The 14,898-nt window shown below is 34.6% G+C and carries 19 protein-coding genes and 1 riboswitch; of the genes, 4 read left to right on the top strand and 15 right to left on the bottom strand.

Annotated features, from left to right (window positions below):
- Positions 1-164 precede the first annotated feature (164 nt).
- Together BAQ49_RS08625 and BAQ49_RS08620 are read right to left on the bottom strand one after the other, a co-directional pair.
- Positions 165-482 (bottom strand): magnetosome magnetite crystal formation protein family, encoded by a 318-nt coding sequence (locus BAQ49_RS08625; protein WP_071744984.1) that lies wholly within the window; start codon positions 480-482, stop codon positions 165-167.
- A gap of 147 nt (positions 483-629) precedes the next feature.
- Positions 630-1,208, bottom strand: a complete 579-nt coding sequence (locus tag BAQ49_RS08620) for a YdcF family protein (protein WP_071744983.1) — start codon at positions 1,206-1,208, stop codon at positions 630-632.
- Positions 1,209-1,368: 160 nt separating this feature from the next.
- Between BAQ49_RS08620 and BAQ49_RS08615 the strand changes: the two genes are divergently transcribed.
- Positions 1,369-2,034, top strand: coding sequence for a DUF421 domain-containing protein (locus BAQ49_RS08615; RefSeq protein WP_071744982.1), 666 nt, complete (start codon positions 1,369-1,371; stop codon positions 2,032-2,034).
- A 37-nt stretch (positions 2,035-2,071) separates the two neighbouring features.
- Here BAQ49_RS08615 and BAQ49_RS08610 read toward each other — a convergent pair whose 3' ends face one another.
- Complete coding sequence (locus BAQ49_RS08610) at positions 2,072-3,427, bottom strand: MATE family efflux transporter (protein ID WP_071745134.1); 1,356 nt, start codon at positions 3,425-3,427, stop codon at positions 2,072-2,074.
- A gap of 89 nt (positions 3,428-3,516) precedes the next feature.
- A complete protein-coding gene (locus BAQ49_RS08605) occupies positions 3,517-4,359 on the bottom strand; it encodes a MerR family transcriptional regulator (RefSeq protein WP_071744981.1) in 843 nt (280 codons plus the stop codon).
- Between the two features lie 266 nt (positions 4,360-4,625).
- On the opposite strand from BAQ49_RS08605, the gene BAQ49_RS08600 reads away from it, so the two are divergent.
- Positions 4,626-5,789 carry a cation:proton antiporter gene (locus tag BAQ49_RS08600; RefSeq protein ID WP_071744980.1) on the top strand — a complete coding sequence of 388 codons (1,164 nt, stop codon included), beginning with the start codon at positions 4,626-4,628 and terminating at the stop codon, positions 5,787-5,789.
- Between the two features lie 63 nt (positions 5,790-5,852).
- On the opposite strand, the gene BAQ49_RS08595 is transcribed toward BAQ49_RS08600, so the two are convergent.
- The 8 genes from BAQ49_RS08595 to BAQ49_RS08560 form a co-directional block, all read right to left on the bottom strand.
- A complete protein-coding gene (locus BAQ49_RS08595; RefSeq protein ID WP_071744979.1) occupies positions 5,853-6,131 on the bottom strand; it encodes a DUF3986 family protein in 279 nt (92 codons plus the stop codon).
- Positions 6,132-6,211: 80 nt separating this feature from the next.
- Positions 6,212-7,561 carry an aspartate aminotransferase family protein gene (locus BAQ49_RS08590; RefSeq protein ID WP_071744978.1) on the bottom strand — a complete coding sequence of 450 codons (1,350 nt, stop codon included), beginning with the start codon at positions 7,559-7,561 and terminating at the stop codon, positions 6,212-6,214.
- Between the two features lie 188 nt (positions 7,562-7,749).
- The gene (locus tag BAQ49_RS08585) at positions 7,750-9,300 is read right to left on the bottom strand and encodes a solute symporter family protein (protein WP_002117856.1); all 1,551 of its coding nucleotides are present in this window, start codon (positions 9,298-9,300) and stop codon (positions 7,750-7,752) included.
- Positions 9,301-9,302: 2 nt separating this feature from the next.
- On the bottom strand, positions 9,303-9,644 hold the full coding sequence (locus tag BAQ49_RS08580; RefSeq protein WP_071744977.1) for a DUF485 domain-containing protein: 342 nt from the start codon (positions 9,642-9,644) through the stop codon (positions 9,303-9,305).
- 225 nt (positions 9,645-9,869) lie between these two features.
- Positions 9,870-10,499 (bottom strand): sterol desaturase family protein, encoded by a 630-nt coding sequence (locus BAQ49_RS08575; RefSeq protein WP_071744976.1) that lies wholly within the window; start codon positions 10,497-10,499, stop codon positions 9,870-9,872.
- Positions 10,500-10,582: 83 nt separating this feature from the next.
- Positions 10,583-10,876: a hypothetical protein gene (locus BAQ49_RS08570; protein ID WP_000286371.1), complete on the bottom strand. Its 294-nt coding sequence runs from the start codon at positions 10,874-10,876 to the stop codon at positions 10,583-10,585.
- Between the two features lie 19 nt (positions 10,877-10,895).
- Complete coding sequence (locus BAQ49_RS08565; RefSeq protein ID WP_071744975.1) at positions 10,896-11,528, bottom strand: LysE family transporter; 633 nt, start codon at positions 11,526-11,528, stop codon at positions 10,896-10,898.
- 139 nt (positions 11,529-11,667) lie between these two features.
- Positions 11,668-12,396, bottom strand: coding sequence for a YqcI/YcgG family protein (locus BAQ49_RS08560; protein ID WP_071744974.1), 729 nt, complete (start codon positions 12,394-12,396; stop codon positions 11,668-11,670).
- A 262-nt stretch (positions 12,397-12,658) separates the two neighbouring features.
- Here BAQ49_RS08560 and cspB point away from each other — a divergent pair, with 262 nt between their 5' ends.
- Together cspB and BAQ49_RS08550 are read left to right on the top strand one after the other, a co-directional pair.
- Positions 12,659-12,856 carry a cold shock-like protein CspB gene (gene cspB / locus BAQ49_RS08555; RefSeq protein ID WP_001161729.1) on the top strand — a complete coding sequence of 66 codons (198 nt, stop codon included), beginning with the start codon at positions 12,659-12,661 and terminating at the stop codon, positions 12,854-12,856.
- Between the two features lie 119 nt (positions 12,857-12,975).
- Complete coding sequence (locus BAQ49_RS08550; RefSeq protein WP_002117839.1) at positions 12,976-13,224, top strand: DUF2564 family protein; 249 nt, start codon at positions 12,976-12,978, stop codon at positions 13,222-13,224.
- Positions 13,225-13,257: 33 nt separating this feature from the next.
- Here BAQ49_RS08550 and BAQ49_RS08545 read toward each other — a convergent pair whose 3' ends face one another.
- The 3 genes from BAQ49_RS08545 to BAQ49_RS08535 form a co-directional block, all read right to left on the bottom strand.
- Positions 13,258-13,434 carry a zinc-finger domain-containing protein gene (locus BAQ49_RS08545; protein ID WP_071744973.1) on the bottom strand — a complete coding sequence of 59 codons (177 nt, stop codon included), beginning with the start codon at positions 13,432-13,434 and terminating at the stop codon, positions 13,258-13,260.
- A 12-nt stretch (positions 13,435-13,446) separates the two neighbouring features.
- On the bottom strand, positions 13,447-14,106 hold the full coding sequence (locus BAQ49_RS08540; protein WP_071744972.1) for a ribonuclease H family protein: 660 nt from the start codon (positions 14,104-14,106) through the stop codon (positions 13,447-13,449).
- Between the two features lie 127 nt (positions 14,107-14,233).
- Positions 14,234-14,719, bottom strand: a complete 486-nt coding sequence (locus BAQ49_RS08535; protein WP_071744971.1) for a QueT transporter family protein — start codon at positions 14,717-14,719, stop codon at positions 14,234-14,236.
- A 6-nt stretch (positions 14,720-14,725) separates the two neighbouring features.
- A riboswitch (PreQ1 riboswitch) is annotated at positions 14,726-14,770 on the bottom strand.
- Between the last annotated feature and the right edge of the window lie 128 nt (positions 14,771-14,898).

Genomic DNA, 14,898 nt, shown 5'->3' with positions numbered 1-14,898 from the left:
CTTCATAATGAAAAATTAACATATCTTTTTCATTATTCACAACTTATAAGCACAAAAAGAGCAATTCTTTTTGAATTACTCTTTTTTATAAGTATCTTTCATTACGGTAAATGAAATTATATTAACTTACTGGAAACTACCAAGAAATCCGTACTCTATTATTGTTACGCCGTTTTTAAAACTTTAACGCCTTTTACGATATTCCAAATGAAATAATAAATCCCTACTAAAATAAACACTGCATACGTTATAACCATCCCAATTCCAACGCCCTCAGACTGATTGAAACTTAAACCGTATACTCCTGATAGTGCCAATCCTCCAAATAAAATTGCGTATGGGAAAACATGTGACCAAAATGCTTTTTTTGCATGATATTTCACTTCATCTTCCGCAACGAAGTACACGATAATTGGCAGTAAAAACGGTGCAAAAAAGATACTAAAGTAACATAGCGAAGATAAAATATTATTTCCTTTCAACCGAATCACCTCTAAAGTTTTTTGTTATCTTCATTATGTCAGGAAACCCTTTTAGAAACTATCGCTTTACCTTTCATGAACATGACACTTTTGTAAGATTTCCCTCAAAATAAATCCCGCCTAGAATTTCAGGCGGGATCACTTTCACTATATTCGATTCATAAACCAATATTGCGTAATCGCTAAATATTCTCGAACGTTCGATTGAATAATAATTGGTTTCGGTGTTTTCGCCGGAAGACCTTCTAATGTCAATCCTTGTTTTTCTGCAATCTTTTTCGCTCGGAACATATGAAAATCGTTCGTTACAATCATCCCTTTTTTCATATGTTCAGGGATAAGAGGTTTTGAAAATTTAATATTCTCATCTGTGCTCGTCGAACGGTCTTCCACTATAATGCGGTCTTCTGCAATATTTTGTTTCATTAATCCTTGTTTCATCGCTAATGCTTCTGTAATATCTTCACCTTTTCCTTGGCCTCCAGATACGATAGCAATTGTTTTCTCATGTGATTTTAAATACTCAGCTGCTTTATCAATACGATATTGCAATGAATAAGAAGGTTTTATTCCATTTACTTTCGATCCTAGTACAATTATATAATCCGCATCGTAGGTGGCATTCATATGCCCATGCTTATAGATGTTATATTGTAAAAACCCCGCATACACGGCGAAGATCATTATAACAACTAAAATGTACTTAATTATTTTCTTCTTTCTCATATCCATATACTCCTATTCCCTTTACTTCCTTCATCATAATATCCATTTATTTGTTTGTATACAGCCAAATTCCAATTCACCCTAATTCATCCTATAAAAGGTAATATTTACATTACTTTCGGGAATAGTAAGTACAACTTCACACGAAGGAGTGTCCCTCTTGCTTCTCTTTTTATTTAATGTATCGTTCTTTTTTATCTTATTTTTACTATCACTTAAGCTACTTGGTAAATCTGCATTAGCACAACTAACCCCTCATGATTTTGGGGCTATTATTTTTTTATCTTATTTAGCTTTTCAAGCGATACCAGTCGCTGGTGCTTTACAAGCATTTTTCGGCATGGTTACCATTACATGCTTACATCTACTTCTTACAAAACTAAGTTTATTCAATAAATTAAATCGCTTCATTCTCGGGCACCCCATTATTTTAATAAAACATGGAGATATTATTTTTGAGAACTTAAAGAAAAGTAGATACCCGATTGCCGAATTACTCTCAAACCTCCGAGTAGCAGGATATCCAAGTGTTCATGAAATTGAATATGCAATTTTAGAATCAAATGGATCTATAAGTATTTTGCCAAAGAGAGAACTCATACCATTGACGCCAAAAGATATGAATATAGATGTTAAGTATGCAGGGTTACCAATCGCTCTTATCGTTGATTCACAAATTCAATACGATAACTTAAAACTAATCCATAAAAACGAAAAGTGGTTACATGCAGAGTTACAGGAGAAAGGTGTTACAAACATTAAAAATGTAGCTTTCGCTTCTGTGCAGGAGACAGATGGATCTTTTGCGATTAGTTTAAAAGAATAAAAAAATCCCCTTAACTTGTTCAAGGGGATTTTTTTCACTATATTGCTTCTTTCTCTCTCGCCATGTTTATCGGAACAGGATGTTTCATACGATTCATCGTAAATACGATAATTGCTGTCAATACTTCAGCTACTGGCATAACGAGCCAAATTCCGTTTATCCCAAATAACTTTGGCATAATCCATAACAATGGAATAATAAATAGTAAACCTCTGCTCATTATAATAAGTACTGATTTTTTCGTTTGTCGCACTGATTGGAAGTACTCTCCATATACAATGTTATAGCCTAAAAATACATATTGAATAAAGAATAAACTAATACCTGTTAACGTTAACTCCAGTAGTTCTGGCGATTGAACATCAAATAAACCAATAATATATTTCCCGAAGAATAAACCGATAACAATTGCAATACCTCCGAGTACTACCGCAATTTTTACTGCGAACTGCAATCCTTCACGTAATCTTTCTGATAAATTTGCACCATAATGGAAACTAGCAATTGGTTGTAATGCTGCACCAACACCGAAGAATAATAGTAATGTCATTGCATGAATACTATTCACCATCGCATAAGAAGCTACACCTAGTTCTCCTGCATATTGAACGAACGCAATATTAAAACCGATTGTTACAATCGCTACTGTACTTTCTGCTGTAAAACTCGGGAAACCAATCACCATAATTTGTTTAATCGTATCCCATTCAAAATGGAATTTCGTCCATTTTAAAATACTACTTTTTCTAAAGAAGTGGGATAATAATACGAGGAAACCAATCGCTGCTGAAAGAATAGTCGCTGAAGCAGCACCTGTTACGCCCCATCCAAAGATAAAAATAAAGATATAATCAAACACTATATTTAATACAGCCGTTACAACAAGACCCGCCATTGCTAAATTAGGATTTCCGTCATTTCGTATAAATGTACTTAAAATATTTTCTAACACGTATATCATTCCAAATGTTAATAACACGTGTAAATAGTCTAACGCATATGGTAAAATCACTTCATTTGCACCGAATAAGTATGCTATGTCTTCTATTCTCCATAAGCAAATAGCTGCTAAACCAGCTACGATAATAACTGCCACTGTCATAGATTGAGTAAAAATAGACCTTGCTCTTTCCAGTTTATTTTCACCTAGTGCAATCGAATATAACGTTGCTCCTCCCATTCCAATCCATAATGATATCGAGAAGAAAATTGAAAACGCTGGAATAGCTACGTTTACTCCTGCTAGACCATTTGCGCCCACTCCTCTACTAATCATGACTGCATCAATCACAATATTAACTGACATTAATACCATTCCAAGAACAGCTGGTATTAAATATGAAATAAATAAACTTTTTATCGGTTTTTCTCTTAACTTTTCTGTTGTTTCCATCATATAAATGCTCCTTTTTCAATGCTCTGTTCACAGTTTAAACCTTCAAGTAACTTGAAGGTCAAGAGAGAATTGAAAAATATATAAGCCTATTTTTTATTTGTCTTTTTAATAACAGGTATTTGAATTTCCGTTACTTGCTCCTCCGGATTTTCTGTTACGGACCAATCAATTAATGCAAGTTCCAGTGCATCTCCGCACACTTCATATCCTTCGTTATCAATGTGCTTTAATAATTCCATATACGTTGTGTCTGTTTCTTCATATGGTCCATGGTGATAAGAACAAGCAAATATCCCTTCTTTTATTTCATCTGAAGTATGTACTTGAAAAGGCATGTAATCTAAAAGAATAAACACACTGTTATATGCTTGAAACTCATTTTGCATTAATGCTTTCTTTGAGACTGTTACACCGATATCTCCTGAAAATAAACTATTATCGATTTGCTTCATATTTTTTTGCAATGAATGGATATAATACTCAAACATATCATCCGTTGTATTAGGCGCAACTGCAATTGCTGTAATTTTTCGTTTCGGTATCTTTTTATAAATAATTTGATTCGCTTCAGATTTCGTCGCTTTCTTCATTAAATGGATTTTATGCTCCATTTTTGCCAAAGCATACTCAATTTCTCTTTGCTTTTTCAGCATCATTTCTTGTTGTTTTTCAAGTAAATTCAGCGCATACGATGGGTTTCTTTCATCAATATATTTCTTTATTTCCTTTAACGGGATGTTCAATTGGCGTAAAAATTTAATCGTATCTAATAGTGAAAACTGATCAATTGTGTAATAACGATAATTCGTTTGAGGGTCAACAGTTGACGGATGAAAAATCCCTTTCTCATCATAATAACGTAATGTAGATTCCGCTATATTATGCATTTTCGCCATTTCTCCAATGGTAAAACGTTGATTTAATAACATTTTTCTTTCTCCATTCATTATATGTAAACTTTATTACTTCTTATTATATAGCTATATCTCCCATTTCTAAAACGAATCCTCTCATGAAAATCTGCTATTTTTTCATTGATTTTTCATACATTTTATTATATATTAATTACAGGTTCAAATTACGAGTTCAAAAGAACTTGTAATGAGACCCTTTGTTTAATGGGTTTTACATATTTTCATTAGGCAAATTCCGAGAAATCGTATGATAAAAATAAAAATGATGAGGAGAGGATCAGATGGAATTCGAATTTTTCTTTCAAATTGCACTTATTTTATTAAGTACAAAGCTTGCTGGTGACCTTAGTGTTAGATTAGGTCAACCTTCTGTACTAGGTAAATTAATTGTCGGTATCGTTATCGGTCCAGCTGTATTAGGTTGGATTGAAAATTCAGAGCTTCTAACACAATTAAGTAACGTCGGGGTTATTCTGTTAATGTTCATGGCTGGACTTGAAACAGACTTAGAAGAATTAAACGCAAATCGTAATTCTTCTTTAGCAGTTGCACTCGGAGGTATCATTCTTCCATTCGTAGGTGGTTACGTTTCCGGTCTTGTTATGGGAATGGAACAAGGGAACGCTGTATTTTTAGGATTACTTCTATGTGCGACAAGTGTTAGTATTTCCGTTCAAACACTTCGCGATTTAGGTAAGATGAAAACACGTGAAAGTACAACAATGCTTGGAGCAGCTGTATTTGATGACATTCTTGTTGTTATCTTATTAGCATTTGCAATGAGCTTCTTAGGTACAGACGATGTTAACTTAACAATGGTTATCTTGAAGAAAGTTGTATTCTTCGCCTCTATTATTTTAATCGGATGGAAAGGTGTTCCAGCGATTATGCGTTGGTTATCACCACTACGCGTATCTGAGTCTATCGTGAGCGCGGCTCTTATTATCTGTTTCTCATTCGCATATTTCGGCGAATTATTAGGAATTGCTGGTATTATCGGTGCTTTCGCAGCTGGTATCGCTATTTCTCAAACGAACTACAAACATGAAGTAGAAAAGAAAGTAGAACCAATCGCTTACGCAATGTTCGTACCAGTATTCTTCGTAAGTATCGGTATGAATATTACATTTGATGGTATTGGTAATCAAATTTGGTTCATCCTAGCATTAACAGTAATCGCTGTATTAACGAAACTAATTGGTTGTGGATTCGGTGCACGTATGACTGGATTTGACGCTAAGTGTTCTGCAATTATCGGTGCCGGAATGGTTTCTCGTGGTGAAGTTGCTCTTATCATCGCAGGAACAGGACTTTCTTCTGGCCTATTAGCACAAGATTACTTTACAGCTATCGTTATTGTCGTTATTTTAACTACAATGATTACACCACCAATGTTAAAATACACTTTTGGTGCAAAAGATAAAGCAATGAAAGCAAGTAAATAAGTTTCATATAATAAAAGGAGATTGCTATCTTATAAGATAGCAATCTCCTTTTTCATTTTATCTTTAAACAATTCCATTCATTTTTAACCAATTTTCAAACATAGTTCGCGCTTCTTCATCATCGATATCATTACTAAATGAATACACCTTAATGCCATACTCATCTATATATTCACCTAGCTTCATTTCCTCCACTTTTTTGTAAAAATCATCTACCTCATAGTGTGGAATATAGGCATCCCAAATTGGTTCATTTATTCTTTTATACGCTGTCACTTCTAAATCATATCCATCTTCATAATATCCAATGTGATAATGTTTACTAGGGTCATATTTCTCCATTAATATCCCTTCCTTTAAAAAGCTATCCTATTTCACGTAATAAACAAAAGCGAGCTGTATATTACAGCTCGCTCAATTAATTAAATACGCTCCATCGCCGTCTTCAACGTACCAACAACGAAAGCAATTTCTTCACTTGATATAACGAGCGGCGGTGCCAATGTTAAGACATTATTATATCCTGCTGTTGTCATACCGTTACGCCCAATAATAAGTCCTTTTTCTTTACAGGCATTTACAACAGTTGCGATTTTATCATTATCAATTGGCTCTTTCGTTTCTTTATCATTTACTAGTTCGATCCCAACTAATAGCCCTTTCCCTCTAATATTCCCAACAAGTGGATGTTCTCCGATTTCTTCTTTTAATTGCTCTAATAAAAGTGAACCCATTTGCACAGAGCGCTCGATTAAATTTTCATTTTCCATAATCTCTAAATTTTTAAGCGCTAATGCACAAGCCGCTGGGTTTCCACCAAATGTATTAATATGGCGGAAAAATTCATATTCTCCCGTTCCTTTAAATGCTTCATAAATTTCCTTTTTCACAGCTGTTGCTGATAATGGTAAGTATGCGCTTGTAATACCTTTTGCCATCGTAACGATATCAGGCTTAACGTCATAGTTCATAAACCCAAATGCTTTTCCTGTACGCCCAAAACCACAAATAACTTCATCGCTAATGAGTAGTGCCCCGTGTTTTTGACATGTTTCGTGAACAGCTTTCATATAGTCTTGTGGCGGCATTAAAATACCTCCACCTGTAATGATTGGCTCCATAATAAATGCTGCTATCGTTTCACTTAATTCCCATGTCATAACACGATCGACTTCTTTCACACACTCTACATCATAAATATTTTGTGATTCCATTTCTGGCATACGGTAACAATCTGGAGGCGTCACATGTAAAAATCCTGACGCAAATGGCTCATATTGGTATCTACGCTGTGCTTGTCCAGTCGCTGCCATCGTTGCCATTGTGTTTCCGTGATAACCACGATAACGTGACATAAATTTGTAACGATGCGGTTCACCTTTTTGAGCATAATATTGTCTTGCTATTTTAAAAGCTGTTTCATTCGCTTCTGATCCACTATTAGAGAAGAATATAACATACTCTCCACCAAGCCACTCGTTTAACTTTTCAGCGAGCTTAATTGCTGGTTCATGTGATTGTGACATCGGAAAGTATGATAATGTTTGCAATTGCTTATAAGCTGCCTCTGCGAGCTCTTTTCTTCCATATCCGCTATTTACACACCAAAGACCACTCATACCGTCTAAGTATCTTTTTCCTTGTATATCTTCAACCCAGCACCCTTCTGCCTTTGCCCCTACCATTGTACTATTCGGACTAAAGGGTCGCATTCCGTGCCAAACATATTGCTCGTCTTTTGCTAATAATTCATCTGTTTGTTTTGTTTTCATCATTTCTTCCACCTTCCATAACAACTTATTTTTCACAAAGCTGCGCTGGTGCCATGATGAGTTAAATTTCTCCCTGCTATTTTCATTCCACAAAACCAAGACAAATCCTACCAAAAATAATGTAATATTTATAAGAAAATGACAAAAATAAGAGGAGCTTTTCTCATAATTCGAAAAGCTCCTCTTTTTTAATGTGTAGATGCATCACTAATTCCATGACCAGTATTAGATTTCACAAGAATTTCATCAAACTTCGCTGCATCTTCTTTCTTACTAGAGAAAATAGTTCCTAAATATGCTGCAAGGAATCCAAGCGGAATTGAAACAATTCCAGGTGTCGTATATGGGAATATCGCTTCCCCAACAAAAATAGCTTTTCCAGCTACAGGGTTCCAAACGTTTGGACTTAACGCTACGAGAACGATTGCGGATACAAGACCGACAATCATACCACAAATTGCACCCGTTGTATTAAAACGCTTCCAATATATTGTAAACAATATAACTGGCAAATTTGCACTCGCAGCAACTGCAAATGCTAGTGATACTAAAAATGCCACGTTTAATGTTTGAGCAAATAAAGCAAGTATAATAGATACTATCGCTACTCCAATAGACGCATAACGAGCCATTGACACTTGCTCTTTTTCTGTTGATTTTCCTTTTCGAATAATCTCGTTATAAAAATCATGAGCAAATGCGGAAGCCGCTGTTAATACAAGACCTGCTACTACAGCTAAAATTGTTGCAAAAGCAATCGCCGATACGAATGCGAATAAGAAATCTCCACCTAGTGCTTTAGCTAATAAAGGTGCTGCCATATTACCGGCTGGATTTGCTTTAATAATTGCCTCATTCCCTACAAACGCCGCTGCACCAAATCCTAAGAAAATCGTCATAATATAAAATGCTCCAATTAACCACGTAGCGTACACAACAGATTGACGTGCCGTTTTTGCATCACGTACTGTAAAAAAGCGGACAAGAATATGCGGTAATCCCGCTGTACCAAGAACTAGTCCTAAATTTAAAGAAAGTGTATCGAGACCATCTTTATACTTTACTCCTGGATTTAAAAATGATTCCTTCAATGGAGTAGCTGTTTTCATTTGAGCGAACATTTCTGTCACACTAAAATTAAATTTCGCGAAAACGATAACAGAAATAATAAATGTACCTGCCATAAGTAGTACAGCCTTTACAATTTGTACCCAACTCGTAGCAGTCATACCTCCAAAAATAACGTACACTGTCATGAGTGTACCAACAATTAAAACGGATGTCGTATATTCTATTCCTAATAATAATTTAATAAGTGCACCTGCACCGACTAATTGTGCAATCATATAAAAAATCGAAATAGTCATCGTGTTAAGTGCTGCAATACCGCGAACCTTCTTTGCATCAAAACGCGCCGCAATCATATCTGCTAGCGTATACTTCCCTAAATTTCTAAGCGGTTCTGCAACTAGGTACAATACAACTAAGTAAGCAACTAAGAAGCCTATACTATAAAAGAAACCATCAAACCCAGTTAACGCTATTGCCCCAGCGATACCAAGAAATGACGCAGCAGACATATAATCCCCAGCAATGGCCAGACCATTTTGCCAACCAGTTAATCCCCCTCCAGCCGTATAAAACTCACTCGCATTTTTCGTTTTTTTCGATGCGAAATACGTGATAACAAGTGTACCAAGGACGATAATTAAAAATAGTGCAAAAGCAGTAGTATTCAAATTCAGCCCCTCCCCTTTTGCATATCTTGCAGAATTTTTTGCGAGATTTCATCAAAGGATTCTGCTTTTTTGCTATAAATCATACATAATGCCCATGTCATTATAAATTGTGCAAATGCAAATACCCACGCCCATGTAACATCACCAAATATCGGTGTATTAAGCACCTTTGAATACGATGTTAAAACAGGTAATGTAATAAAAAAACTTAAAAAGAAAATACTCATCGGAATGATAAACTTCTTTTTCGTATTTAATAACAATTGAAACTCTTCAGACTGAACAACTTCTGTATAATTCACCTCATTTTGTAACTTACGTGCTGACGTATCATCTCGTTTCATTCTCTGGTCCCCTCTCTTACTTGAAATACACTTCCCCCTTGCATACCTAAAGACTAAATTTTATAAATATTCAGAAACTTATTTTTATTTTAGACAATCCGTACATTCCTGCAAAGATTTTTCGATAGACATTTTTCGGCATTTTCCCCTAAGTTTTTAATATACTTTTTCACCATAAAATCCGAGTACTTCAATCCACACCAATCGGGATAAAAAAAGTAGTGCTTATCGCACCACTTCTGTCTTTTTCTCTTTTTCTAAATTACGAGCTGTTTGGCTTAATTCTACTTCTTTTCCATCTTTAAGCGTTCCAAATATAAAATCGAATACTGGATTTGAAACACCAAACCAAAACTTTTCATTTTTATAATGGTGTAATATGTGCTGTTTTTTTAGCCATCTTCCAAACTTAGTGAAGGGACGAATCGGCTTATGTGCAATATAATGTTTCCATTCATAAACGAGGAACATGATAATCATTCCGACTCCAAATGAAAGTGTAACAGTAACACTTTTTGTAATACCATATGATATAAGTAAATATATAGTGAAACTAGGTATACTAAACCATACAGGCAAAAATAAAAGTTTCAAATCATCCGGATATACGTGATGATCATAATGTAATCTTCTTAACATTTTTAATAAAAATGCATTTTTAGGCGGCTTTAAATGGAATAAAAAACGATGTGTCATATACTCGTTAAACGTATAAAAAACAATACCAAACAGACACGCTAACATACCGATCCATGTGAAAAATTGCATTTTTAAAATAATGATAAAAATTAATAGAACACTATACATAATAACAATATCATGTTGCAAAAAGAACTCCTTTACCACTCTCTTCATCTTTCTTCCCCCTTTTCCAAAAAAACAGCCGTAACATATCGTTACGACTATTTCTTTTCTATTTTATTCTTATTCTATTCACTTTACAAATTTGCCTGCTGTTCTATTGTCGAGAAAAAAGTGTTCGGACCAAATATATTTTGCTTCGGGATAATGTGTTCTACTGCAAACACTGTTACTTCACCCCTTTGTACTTCTCCAATAATAAGCCCAAATATTTCATGATTTACCGCAAACGTTGGTTGTTTCGTTTGCAGCAACCTTGCTGCATTTTTAAATACCGCTTCATATAATGGGTTCCTGTCAGTAATTTCTTTTCGGATTTTTGGTGCTAATGTGATGATAATTTCTTTTCCGTCAATAGTGGTTCGATACATAAAAATCTCCCCTTCAATCTTATGTGAACAACTGTAAAGCTTTGTATGCAAAATGGATAGAATATCCTACTAAAATAATACCTGCTCCGGCTGTAATATAGCCAAGTGCTTTTGGTTTTAATAAAGTTCTTCCAAAATGTACAGAAAAAGCAATATTTAAGTTCCACAAAATAATACCAATAATAATGCAAAGACTGTACAAAAAAGCTTCTTGTTTCGTTACCTTTGTAAGCAATGAGCTAAGTGTACTTCCGTATATGCCAAACCAAAAAACAAGATTTAATGGGTTGGATATCGCAATTAAAAATCCCGCCATAAAGGATTGTTTAAGTCCACCTACCTCTTCTTTGTTATATTCCATATTCGAGTGGGAGATTCCTTGTTTTACACTTTGAAATCCTAAATAAAATAACAGGAAAAACCCAGTGCAGTACATAAAAGCTTGTGCATATGTATACATAAACACAGAAGATAAACCAAAATAAATAAGAAGCATAAACAAAATATCAGCAGTCATTCCTCCGATTCCAACAATCCACGCATGCCAAAATCCACGTTCAATTCCACGTTTCAACATTTCAATATTAATTGGACCTACCGGTGCAGCTAATGAAATACCCAATACTATTTGTTGTATAATTGCTCCAAACATCTCTCTATCCTTTCTACTTCTTTTACTATTAAGTAATGATGCAAATATAGAAAATAGACTAGCTTTCATAAAAATTATTCACTAATACAATACCCTTTTTTATCCAAAATATACAAAAGAGCCATCCAGTTGATGGCTCTTATTTCACTATCCTATGATGAAAAGGACATTTACCTTTAATCGGTTCTATATCATCTCCAATAAAATATTGCTTCCATTCACGATGGTCAGGATCGCCATAGTGACTAATGTTAGGATGCTTCTGTAGCTGATCCCACTTTTCAACTCGCTCACGAACCATTTGTCTCGAATATGAGCCTTTAGGACGATCTCCTTCTAAACCCTCGAAAATAGTTCGTGGCTGGAATCCAATAACGAGAGAATTTCCTAAATGCCTAGTCTTTCGCTGTTTATAAGCCGGTGCATTTCCAAACGCAAATATCGGTTCACCACCAAATGAAAATTCCCATAAATAATGATCTGGATCTGTTGGAATTTGTTGCGGCCATGTTTGATCATCGTTTTCATGTAAATATTGTAGTACGTTCCAAAAATAATCTCGATAATATTCGATTGATTTCTCTTCACATTCCGGTTCTACAAAAAGAAAAAATCCTCTTCTTACAATTGGCCGTTCTTTCATTAACTCCAAAAAAGATAACATTGTATTAGGTAAATGCCCCCAATCATTATGAGAGAGAAATGAATAACGAAGTTCATTCTTTTTCAAAGCTGTTAAACCGAAATAACACGGAAAAGTTGGTTCTAGCACGACATTCGAAAAATCATGAAATTCTTTTGCAACCCAATTCGGTATGTCGACTCTATTTTTCATTCCTTCATTATCTAATAAATAAGACTCATTCATTCTTTCACCTCATTATGTACAGCTTTCATTTAAGAATATTACATACGCGGCTTGTCCTATACCTTATTAAAAATTTGAGCGGAAAGTTATTTAAAAATACAAAAAATAAAACCGCTTACTTGACTAAATTCTACCAATACGTGTATATTTAAATTAATCATTTAGCAGAATATTCTAGAATATAGCATTTTTAAAATATATTTTCTTTTCAATGAATTTCACTAAATGAAAAAAGTAATCGTTTTTTAGGAGGAATTGTAACATGCAAGGAAAAGTAAAATGGTTTAACAATGAAAAAGGTTTTGGATTTATCGAAATGGACGGCTCTGATGATGTATTCGTACATTTCTCTGCTATTCAAGGTGACGGCTACAAAGCTTTAGAGGAAGGTCAAGAAGTATCTTTCGACATTACTGAAGGAAACCGTGGACCTCAAGCTGCTAACGTAGTAAAACTTTAATACAGCATACGACAGGAGGTTACCTAACTTGGTAACCTCCTTTGTTATTCCTTTGTATATTTCCCTTTTACAGAGCAAAAACTATGTGAAATGCGCAAAATACAAAGGAGGCAATAACAATGGGTTCACATGTAAATGATTTTGAAGAAGTAAAATTCCGTGTAGAAACTGCACAAAAAATGGTAGGTTCTGCAACCATCTCAATGGATCCGGACACATTAGAGCATGCCACTACTGCAGTAGAAGCGGCTCGTTCTCAGCTAGAAATTATGAAATCCGTTGCGACAGATTTAGATGAGCCATTTCTCATGAATGAAGAAAAAAAATTAAGTAAATGTGAGCATCAATTACACGAAGCAAAACATTAAAAAAACATCCAGAGAAAATTCTCTGGATGTTTTTTATGACAATTGCTCTCCATACTTTTTCAACTTCTCTCCAACCGTACATTGCCGTATACAAAAAGAATGGGCATAGTATTTACTATGATTTTTCCGATTATGTTCCTGCAGGAAACACCCTTCGCAATACGTCTCTAATAAGTCATTTACCTCTGTAATGAGTTGCTTTTTCTTCACCTTGGCACCTCTCTATTCGGTTATTTCTTTATGACTGTCAATTACCGTCCCCTCTAATGCTTGCGTTGCTAATTGATGCGCCTCTTTATTTTGTTTTCTAGATATCGGTTCACAAACAAGCTTTAATTTCATTTGCTTCGCTTTTTGTTCAATTTGATCTAAGTAATGATTTAAATGTTCATCATAGCAAGGCCATTCACCAGCTAATTGCTGCAGTACAACTTGAGAATCCCCCCGAAGTGTAACCGGTTCATATTTAATTCCTAATTCCTCGAGTGTATTCATCCCGTATAATAATGCTGCATACTCCGCTTCGTTATTATCATATATGCCTTCTATGTATGCATTGCGACGAATTCGGTAATTTGTATTTCCTTTTTTATAGTACACACATATACCAACCCCAGCTTCTTTCGTCTGTACATCATAACCACCATCAAAATAAACTTGAATTTCTCGGGGATCTTCCTCCACTTGCTTACTCAGTTTTTTCATTTCTTTTAATGACCATTCCGCATCCATTTCATCGAAAAATAACAGTTCTTTCGCCCTTCCTGTTTTCTCAAAATCCTCTGCAAATTGAAGTACTTCTTCTATGTTCATATAATCTGTTGTTAATTCAGTTTGTAAACCACGCTTCGTTTTGTACAACCAATGAATTTTATATTTCATACTAGATTCCCCTTATATAAGACTTCTTATATTTATTTTATTATATTTTATCAAGAGTCACAGTATTATATTCAATATAATCACATACAAAAAGAGCCCTCCTATATAAGGACGGCTCTTTCATCTATTACATAAATCTTTCAAATTGTACTCGCTTATTAATCCAGTACATTACAGGCATACCAATCGCCATGACAACAAATTCACCGACTGCACATGTTAACCAAGTCAACATAAATGGTAAATCAAATGCAAGATGAAGTTCAATTGCTATCATAAACATTGTAATTGTAAAGATAACTGTATTAAAAATCATACGAGCCCAAACACCTTTAATAAAGCGCATAGAAATAATAGTTGCAAGTAGTGCAAGAATTGATTGCCCTACTCCAAATACTAAATCATAAGCGATCATAGGTGAGAAAAAGAGATTCGTTAAAAATACACCTAATACAATACCGTAAATTGCTTTCTTATTGAAGACAACGAGATGATTAAACATCTCTGAAATACGAAACTGTACATTCGTAAAGCCAAATGGCTGAATAAGCATAGAAACAGCAATATATAATGCCGCTAAAATACCATTACCGACTAATGTTCTTATATTCATGACAAAATCTCCTTAGTTTTTTTACGTGGGATGGTTTCGAACCACGTTATTCGTTTTTAAGCAACAAGATTATATTTTACGTGGTAGCCACTCTTTCGTCAATAGTTTCCTATCATTTACTACCTTTTTTCTTTTGGACAACGTATAATAAAACATATGAAAGATTTAGGAGGTTTCAC

The organism is Bacillus proteolyticus (assembly GCF_001884065.1).
Taxonomy (GTDB): domain Bacteria; phylum Bacillota; class Bacilli; order Bacillales; family Bacillaceae_G; genus Bacillus_A; species Bacillus_A proteolyticus.
The sequence above is the reverse complement of the archived record's forward strand: the minus strand, read 5'-3'. Positions and strand labels throughout refer to the sequence as shown.

Excerpts from the sequence above, each read along its gene's own strand:
- BAQ49_RS08605 (WP_071744981.1), bottom strand. The coding sequence starts at position 4,359 with ATGTTATTAAATCAACGTTTTACCATTGGAGAAATGGCGAAAATGCAT.
- cspB (WP_001161729.1), top strand. The coding sequence starts at position 12,659 with ATGCAAGGAAAAGTAAAATGGTTTAACAATGAAAAAGGTTTTGGATTT.
- BAQ49_RS08595 (WP_071744979.1), bottom strand. The coding sequence starts at position 6,131 with ATGGAGAAATATGACCCTAGTAAACATTATCACATTGGATATTATGAA.
- BAQ49_RS08570 (WP_000286371.1), bottom strand. The coding sequence starts at position 10,876 with ATGTATCGAACCACTATTGACGGAAAAGAAATTATCATCACATTAGCA.
- BAQ49_RS08560 (WP_071744974.1), bottom strand. The coding sequence starts at position 12,396 with ATGAATGAGTCTTATTTATTAGATAATGAAGGAATGAAAAATAGAGTC.
- BAQ49_RS08535 (WP_071744971.1), bottom strand. The coding sequence starts at position 14,719 with ATGAATATAAGAACATTAGTCGGTAATGGTATTTTAGCGGCATTATAT.
- BAQ49_RS08610 (WP_071745134.1), bottom strand. The coding sequence starts at position 3,427 with ATGGAAACAACAGAAAAGTTAAGAGAAAAACCGATAAAAAGTTTATTT.
- BAQ49_RS08600 (WP_071744980.1), top strand. The coding sequence starts at position 4,626 with ATGGAATTCGAATTTTTCTTTCAAATTGCACTTATTTTATTAAGTACA.
- BAQ49_RS08620 (WP_071744983.1), bottom strand. The coding sequence starts at position 1,208 with ATGAGAAAGAAGAAAATAATTAAGTACATTTTAGTTGTTATAATGATC.
- BAQ49_RS08575 (WP_071744976.1), bottom strand. The coding sequence starts at position 10,499 with ATGAAGAGAGTGGTAAAGGAGTTCTTTTTGCAACATGATATTGTTATT.
- BAQ49_RS08550 (WP_002117839.1), top strand. The coding sequence starts at position 12,976 with ATGGGTTCACATGTAAATGATTTTGAAGAAGTAAAATTCCGTGTAGAA.
- BAQ49_RS08580 (WP_071744977.1), bottom strand. The coding sequence starts at position 9,644 with ATGAAACGAGATGATACGTCAGCACGTAAGTTACAAAATGAGGTGAAT.
- BAQ49_RS08590 (WP_071744978.1), bottom strand. The coding sequence starts at position 7,561 with ATGAAAACAAAACAAACAGATGAATTATTAGCAAAAGACGAGCAATAT.
- BAQ49_RS08565 (WP_071744975.1), bottom strand. The coding sequence starts at position 11,528 with ATGTTTGGAGCAATTATACAACAAATAGTATTGGGTATTTCATTAGCT.
- BAQ49_RS08540 (WP_071744972.1), bottom strand. The coding sequence starts at position 14,106 with ATGAAATATAAAATTCATTGGTTGTACAAAACGAAGCGTGGTTTACAA.